This window comes from Acinetobacter sp. YH12227 (assembly GCF_013417785.1).
GTDB lineage: Bacteria > Pseudomonadota > Gammaproteobacteria > Pseudomonadales > Moraxellaceae > Acinetobacter > Acinetobacter gandensis.
The window spans coordinates 1-6,357 of sequence record NZ_VPDH01000118.1 but is presented as its reverse complement, the minus strand read 5'-3'; the positions used below and the strand labels follow the sequence as shown (position 1 = coordinate 6,357).

Here is a 6,357-nt window from a genome sequence, read left to right as displayed (position 1 = left end):
CAAACGAACAAATAGAGCAGATAGAATTTGCACTCAACCATCGTCCTAGAAAAACACTAGGTTGGTATACACCGAGTGAAGTTATGGCTGGTTTTTATACTGTTGCACTTGCCGCTTGAATCCGCCTACACATAAAGCATGAGTATTATCAAAATTAGAGAAAAACCAATAAATATCATTTTCGGCGATTATTTGCTCAAAAAATCAAAGTTCTTCATAATTTCTACATATTTTATAAAATTGGTATAGATATTGTATTTATCTAGGCGGTTTTAATCCAACCTAGAGGAAATGATGATGGCACAGCCACAAGTGAACCTACAAAAATCAATTTTAAATACTCCCTTGACTCGACGCTCTATTTTGATTGGGGGAATGACCTTGCCTGCGGTATCCATGCTTACGGGCTGTGGTGGCGGCGGAGGTGGTGGTGAGGTTGAGTCGGATGTAGTGATACCGATTGCACCGTTTGACCCAGATACAGCACCGCAAATTCCAGATCAAGGCGAAAAGACTGAGCCCGAACAAGGTACTGAGCCGATCATTAGTCCAGATGCGGTGAAAATGAATGTGGGGATCTATAACTTTGAATATAATTCTTTTGAGCAATTACGTGCACGTCGCAAAGTAAGTAAAGGTACAGCAGGTTCAGTTTTGGTGACCAATAAAGATGGTACTGAAACGGCTTGGGAAAGTATCGTAGATTATGTCAAGCGCTCGGTCGATCATCGTTTTGTATTGTTGTACCGAGGGATGTTGACTGCTTTTGCTGAGCGCCCACCACAAGACTATGATGTCACCTTTTTTACTGCTCCAGAATTTTATTGGAATGTGCCTTGGACTGATTTTTTGAATACGGATGAAGTCTTGGTAGTTGCAGATTTATTTTTAGAACTCGTCACACAGAAAGTCCGTAGTTTGATTGCTAAGTTTCCTGAATGTGATTATGGAAAACTGGTACTTCTCCCAGGAACTATCGCAGTGTTAAAGCCATCAGTAAATATTTTTAACAAAGATGGTAGTGATGCCAGCACCGATAAAAATCCAATATTAGAAGCAACGAACCATTTGGTATGTGTGCATAATCTGTCTTTAAATGATGAGCATCAGCGCCCTGCATATATGGTTTGGCCAAAACGCACTGTGTCTTGGATTGACTTCATTGGTGATAGAAGATGTGATCGAGGGGATGAACTTGGTAATAATGCCAGTAATCCTGATCTGGAGAACTATGCACATGTTTGTACTTTAAATGGAGAGGAAAAGCTGGTGGTAAAAATCCAGCGAGTTTCGTCTGATAAAGTTCAAGCCTTTGATGATTATGGTCGTCAATTATTGGACACCACATTTAATAATGAACTAATTGAAGGCTTGCCATTTGGGATAAATATTTGTTTGGACTACGCAGTTGCCAGTACGACTACAGATAAGTATCGCATGGCACAGCTAAAAAATACCGAGTTTAAATTGGATTTTGTAATCGCTGCTGGTATTAGTCTAGTTGCAAAAAACTATCAAGATGCTTCAACGGTACAGTACGCCATTCATAATGATGGTATTAAAGGTAGTAATCAAAACCCATATCAAGTCAAATATGAGTATTTTAGTAATGTTTCGCAAATTTTTTATGATAAGCGAATAGGGGCACCATACCTTCTGTCATTACCTGCACTTGGAACGACCGCTGATGGCTCAAGACAATCTACAACGATGATTTCAGTTGATAACAGCACAGATTTTACTTATCCAGAACGTTATTCAGGGATGCCATCAATTACTGATGAGATTAATTCAGCCAATGTTCGGGTTTGGAGTTTGCCTGTTGATGTGACTGACACCTTGAAGACGCAAGAAACAGTCACTGCAATGAAGTCTGAAAACTGTGAAGCGGCTGTTGCATAAATTTGCTTGATTCGTTTTGGGAATTTATAAGATGCGTGGTTGAGCTCAGTTTTTGATCTCAACCACAGTGGGGTAACACCGTTTCAGTTATTGTTCTGGTGGTTATTCTAGTCGCTGTGGTGAAAGTATATTTTGTAAATTATCTAAATAGTTTTGACGAAGTGAAAGTTTGCACTGCGATCGTGTGATTGAGCTGGATTTAGTCAATTTTGATGTATTCATTAAATCATTGCACATCATTCTTTCATAATTTTCATATTTAGATTGAATGCTTTTTTTATTTATGTGAGGTTTTTTATTATCTAATATTTTATTTATTTTATTTATTTTATTATTAATATCTTCCAATTCTTTTTGCGTACAATCTACTGCAAGGTTGAATCCTTGTTTGTGGTCTGATATGCACCTTTCATATGCTTTTGAATATCCTTCTGATTGATTGTTTTTCGGAGGGTTTTGGCTGTCTATAATACTGCTTTTAGTAGTCGTGTACTTTGTGTTGTGTGATATGCCACTATCGCTTGCCTTTGCACAACTTAATGATAATAAAGCAAATAATAAGGTGGTAAGTATTGTATTGTTCATGCGTTGATCCTCGATTGTATACAGCTAAAGCTGTAGTTAAGCTCAATAAGCATCAGTTACTATATGTTTTAGATAAAGACTTGTAAAATAAAAGTGTGAATTAATTTTCCTGATAATGGTTGATTAAAATTTGACGACACAATAATTTATTTTTAATTTTTTATTTATTTTTAAGTTTTTTGGTGTAGTATTTATTTTAAGTTATTTTTTTGTTTAGGTGAGGGTTGTGAAATGGCAGGTCTATCAATTTGGCATATTTTATTGTTCTTGATTATTGTTGTTTTGCTTTTTGGTACATCGAAGCTCAAAGGGCTGGGTCGTGACCTAGGTGGTGCGGTTAAGGATTTTAAAGATTCAGTAAAAAATGAAGATCAAGATCAAAAACTACTTGCCGAAGATACTTCGGTGATTGATGTGTCTAGTCATACCGTTCGAGATGCGTCACATACGCAAAAGTAATTTTCATCATTTGGCATAAAGGTGGTTTAACCAATGTTAGATATGGGATTTAGTGAAATCTTACTGTTTGGTATTGTCGCTATTGTGGTGCTTGGTCCTGACAAGTTACCACAAGCAATGCGTACAGTAGGGCGATGGTATGGAAAAGCTCGACGCTTAATGCATAGCGTGCAGCACGATATTGAGAAGGAGCTCAATCTGCTCGAGATGAAAGAACAAGTTCAGCGTGAACTTGATCAAATCCGTGCAGTAGAACGAGATATGCAACAGCAGTTGGTTGAAATGAGAAAGAGTGCTGAAGATATTGCGAGTACAAAAGCGCAACAAGGGCAAAGTAATCCAGCTGCTCAACAACCTGCACAAAGTATAGGAGAGTAGATGATGGCTTCTTCACAAACTCAACAAAGTGATCAGCCGTTGCAGTCTATGCCATTGATGTCGCATGTGATTGAACTGCGTAAATACTTGATGCGGATATTGATTGCGGTTTTTGCCGCATTCTTTAGCATGATTCCATTTGCCAATGACTTGTATGAAGTGCTTTCAAAGCCTTTGCGTTTACAGCTTCCTGCAGATGCGACCATGATTGCCACGGATATTACCACGACATTTATGGCACCATTTAAGCTCAGCTTTTTTATCGCAGTAATCGTGGTGATGCCATACATTCTGTACCAGATTTGGCTTTTCATCACGCCAGCTTTGTATAAGCAAGAAAAACGTATTGCAGTACCATTGCTCGTATCAAGTATTGTATTATTTTATGTTGGTATCTCGTTTGCGTACTTTATAACTTTACCTGCAGTGTTGGCATTTTTCTTACATGCAGCACCCGAGGCAGTTGCACCAATGACTGATATTAATAGCTATCTGAGTTTTTGCTTGAAATTATTTTTGGTCTTTGGGGTAACTTTTGAAGTGCCTGTAGCGACATTATTATTGATTTTGGTGAACTTAGTTTCCGTGGAAACACTGACTCGAAATCGACGTTATGTGATTGTTGGCTGTTTCTTTGTTTCGATGTTTATTACGCCACCAGACGCTCTTAGTATGGTAATGTTGGCGATTCCGATGTGGCTACTTTTTGAGATTGGGTTGATGTTTGGGCGTTTTATCGAAAAGTCCAAAACGCCACAAACTGCTTAATTGTAAGTCAAAGTATGAGTGGTAGAACTAGTAAGCTAGTTGTGCCATTCATGGCTGAATTTCTATTGTTTAGGCTCTGTATAAAGTTTTGCATGATGATTTTAAAGTACAGGAAGTACTTGGCAAAACAAAAATTCTAAAACTAAGCCAATCAGAAAAATAATAGGTTCTGCGACTAAATGTGTCGTTCAAAAAACTATTTTAATCTGGTAATAAGTCTTTGGGGCTAATTTGTAAAACCTGTGCGATTTGATACAGCTTATCTACTGTCAGATTGACTTCTCCACGTTCGATACGCCCTAAATAGCTACGATCGGCACTGTTGCAAATAGGCTGACATGATAAGCTAAATATCTTATTTATTTCGAGATACAGCAGATGAATCCCTTCCATGGTCGGCACTTTCAAGGTGAAATCATTCTTTGGGCTGTTCGTTGGTATTGTAAATATGGCATCAGCTATCGTGAACTTCAAGAAATGCTCGCTGAACGAGGTGTGAATGTTGACCACACCACAATTTATCGTTGGGTTCAGCGTTATGCTCCAGAAATGGAAAAACGCTTACGCTGGTATTGGCGTAATCCTACAGATTTACATTCATGGCATATGGATGAGACTTATATCAAAGTGAAGGGGCGATGGACTTACCTGTATCGTGCAGTTGATCAACGTGGTCATACGATTGACTTTTACCTTTCCGCTAGACGGAACAGTAAATCAGCCTATTGTTTTTTAGGAAAGATCTTCAATACGGTGAAAAAATGGCAAATTCCACGGGTCATCAATACAGATAAAGCAGCGACCTATGGCCATGCTTTATCACGGTTAAAGCGAGAAGGAAAATGTCCAGTAGATATTGAGCACAGGCAGATTAAGTATAAAAATAATGTCATTGAATGTGATCATGGTAAGTTAAAGCGGATCATCAGGGCCACATTAGGATTCAAATCTATGAAGACGGCTTATGCCACAATTAAAGGTATTGAAGTCATGCGTGCACTACGTAAAGGACAAGCATCGTCATTTTATTATGGTCAGCCTCAAGGTGAAGTGTGTCTAATCAACAGGGTTTTCGGTCTCTAAGCACTTTTAAAAAGGAACTTCATCGACTCAAATCTCTATTTGCAACAGTGCCCTTTGAAGGATACTTACTAGATCAGAATTATACAGAGTTAATAGAAAATACTATTAGAGAAGTTAATGGTGAAGAGTATTTACAACATTGGATAGAGCTTAAGAATGGCACTCCATTAAGACAGGTTAAATCTAGTAAACCTCCATGCACAACATGCAACCAATTTATATTTGAATCTCAAATTAGAGACTACGATGGTGACGCTGGAAAAAAACGAGCGATCCTTGATATTTTGGATTCAAGTAAACCTCAGTATGCAAAAGCTATTGCTGAAAGTTTATTATCTTTACCTGTTGATAACTTACCACAAAAAGTAAAAGATCTTTTTCAACAAATAATTACTGGAACTTGATATGAATCTCTCAAAGGTACAGCTTCAGATTGTGAAAGCACCAGTTGATATAGCTATTCAAGTCCTTGCCTCTGCGGGAGCAGGAAAAACTAGGGTTCTCACAGAGCGTATTAAGTATATATTGGCATTGACTAAGAAGGATGGAGTTATTGCTTTCACATTTACAAATAAAGCTGCTGATGAAATGTTGATGAGACTTTCTCAAGAAGAAAATATTCAAGAGAGAGCTTGGATTACTACTATTCATTCAGTTGCACAAAGAATTCTTGAGAAATATGGTCATACTGTTGGATTACCAACGGATCTTCATATTTACGAAAGAGATCAGGATAAAATGGAAATTTTCATGCAGTCTTTACGTGAAGATGGCATTGATGTTGATGAATATTTAAATGTTACAGATACGAAAGAGCTGAGAAATAGGGAAAAGGCACTACAGAGATATTTAGAGATCTTTGCTCATATTAAAAGAGAGCTTCTTACGGAGTTTGAGGTCTTTGAACTCTATCAAAATAAAAATGTATGGAAAATATATCTAGATTATCAGGATTCAATGATTCGTAGTGGGGGAATTGATTATGATGATATTTTAGTATATGCGCATCGAATATTGATAACACATGATTGGATAGCCAAAATTTACAGAGCAAAATGGCTTTGTTGCACAAACCTATCTGTAAAGGCTTTTTCAGCGATATAATTTTCAAATGAAGAAGCCTGCACACAAAATCTACCGCACAACCAATTGGCCCGCATATAACCGAGCACTTATGAGTCG

Annotated in this window: 9 protein-coding genes and 1 pseudogene; 8 read left to right on the top strand and 2 right to left on the bottom strand. The window is 37.6% G+C overall.

The window, feature by feature from the left end; translation table 11 throughout:
* Together FTV09_RS16705 and FTV09_RS16700 are read left to right on the top strand one after the other, a co-directional pair.
* Positions 1-119 (top strand): annotated as a pseudogene (locus tag FTV09_RS16705) (IS30 family transposase); the annotation flags it as partial.
* 175 nt (positions 120-294) lie between these two features.
* On the top strand, positions 295-1,902 hold the full coding sequence (locus tag FTV09_RS16700) for a hypothetical protein (protein WP_180058927.1): 1,608 nt from the start codon (positions 295-297) through the stop codon (positions 1,900-1,902).
* Between the two features lie 102 nt (positions 1,903-2,004).
* Here FTV09_RS16700 and FTV09_RS16695 read toward each other — a convergent pair whose 3' ends face one another.
* Positions 2,005-2,487 (bottom strand): hypothetical protein, encoded by a 483-nt coding sequence (locus FTV09_RS16695; RefSeq protein ID WP_004740156.1) that lies wholly within the window; start codon positions 2,485-2,487, stop codon positions 2,005-2,007.
* A gap of 231 nt (positions 2,488-2,718) precedes the next feature.
* Here FTV09_RS16695 and tatA point away from each other — a divergent pair, with 231 nt between their 5' ends.
* From tatA to tatC, 3 genes are read left to right on the top strand one after another with little or no spacing between them, the layout of a single operon-like run.
* The gene (tatA, locus tag FTV09_RS16690) at positions 2,719-2,946 is read left to right on the top strand and encodes a Sec-independent protein translocase subunit TatA (protein ID WP_002123495.1); all 228 of its coding nucleotides are present in this window, start codon (positions 2,719-2,721) and stop codon (positions 2,944-2,946) included.
* Between the two features lie 33 nt (positions 2,947-2,979).
* The gene (tatB, locus tag FTV09_RS16685) at positions 2,980-3,324 is read left to right on the top strand and encodes a Sec-independent protein translocase protein TatB (RefSeq protein ID WP_002123497.1); all 345 of its coding nucleotides are present in this window, start codon (positions 2,980-2,982) and stop codon (positions 3,322-3,324) included.
* The gene (gene tatC / locus FTV09_RS16680) at positions 3,325-4,092 is read left to right on the top strand and encodes a twin-arginine translocase subunit TatC (protein ID WP_002123494.1); all 768 of its coding nucleotides are present in this window, start codon (positions 3,325-3,327) and stop codon (positions 4,090-4,092) included. It abuts the gene before it with no gap.
* 201 nt (positions 4,093-4,293) lie between these two features.
* On the opposite strand, the gene FTV09_RS18195 is transcribed toward tatC, so the two are convergent.
* Entirely contained in the window at positions 4,294-4,485 is a 192-nt protein-coding gene (locus FTV09_RS18195; RefSeq protein ID WP_049044540.1) for a helix-turn-helix domain-containing protein, read from the bottom strand.
* On the opposite strand from FTV09_RS18195, the gene FTV09_RS16670 reads away from it, so the two are divergent.
* The 3 genes from FTV09_RS16670 to FTV09_RS16660 are packed head-to-tail and all read left to right on the top strand — an operon-like array spanning position 4,471 to position 6,279.
* Positions 4,471-5,175 carry an IS6-like element IS1008 family transposase gene (locus FTV09_RS16670; RefSeq protein ID WP_001067790.1) on the top strand — a complete coding sequence of 235 codons (705 nt, stop codon included), beginning with the start codon at positions 4,471-4,473 and terminating at the stop codon, positions 5,173-5,175. The two genes, FTV09_RS18195 and FTV09_RS16670, sit on opposite strands and share 15 nt — an antisense overlap.
* Positions 5,145-5,579 (top strand): hypothetical protein, encoded by a 435-nt coding sequence (locus FTV09_RS16665; protein ID WP_180058926.1) that lies wholly within the window; start codon positions 5,145-5,147, stop codon positions 5,577-5,579. Before FTV09_RS16670 ends, FTV09_RS16665 begins: the two co-directional genes overlap by 31 nt.
* Position 5,580: 1 nt before the next feature.
* Entirely contained in the window at positions 5,581-6,279 is a 699-nt protein-coding gene (locus tag FTV09_RS16660; RefSeq protein ID WP_257222932.1) for a UvrD-helicase domain-containing protein, read from the top strand.
* Positions 6,280-6,357: the final 78 nt, after the last annotated feature.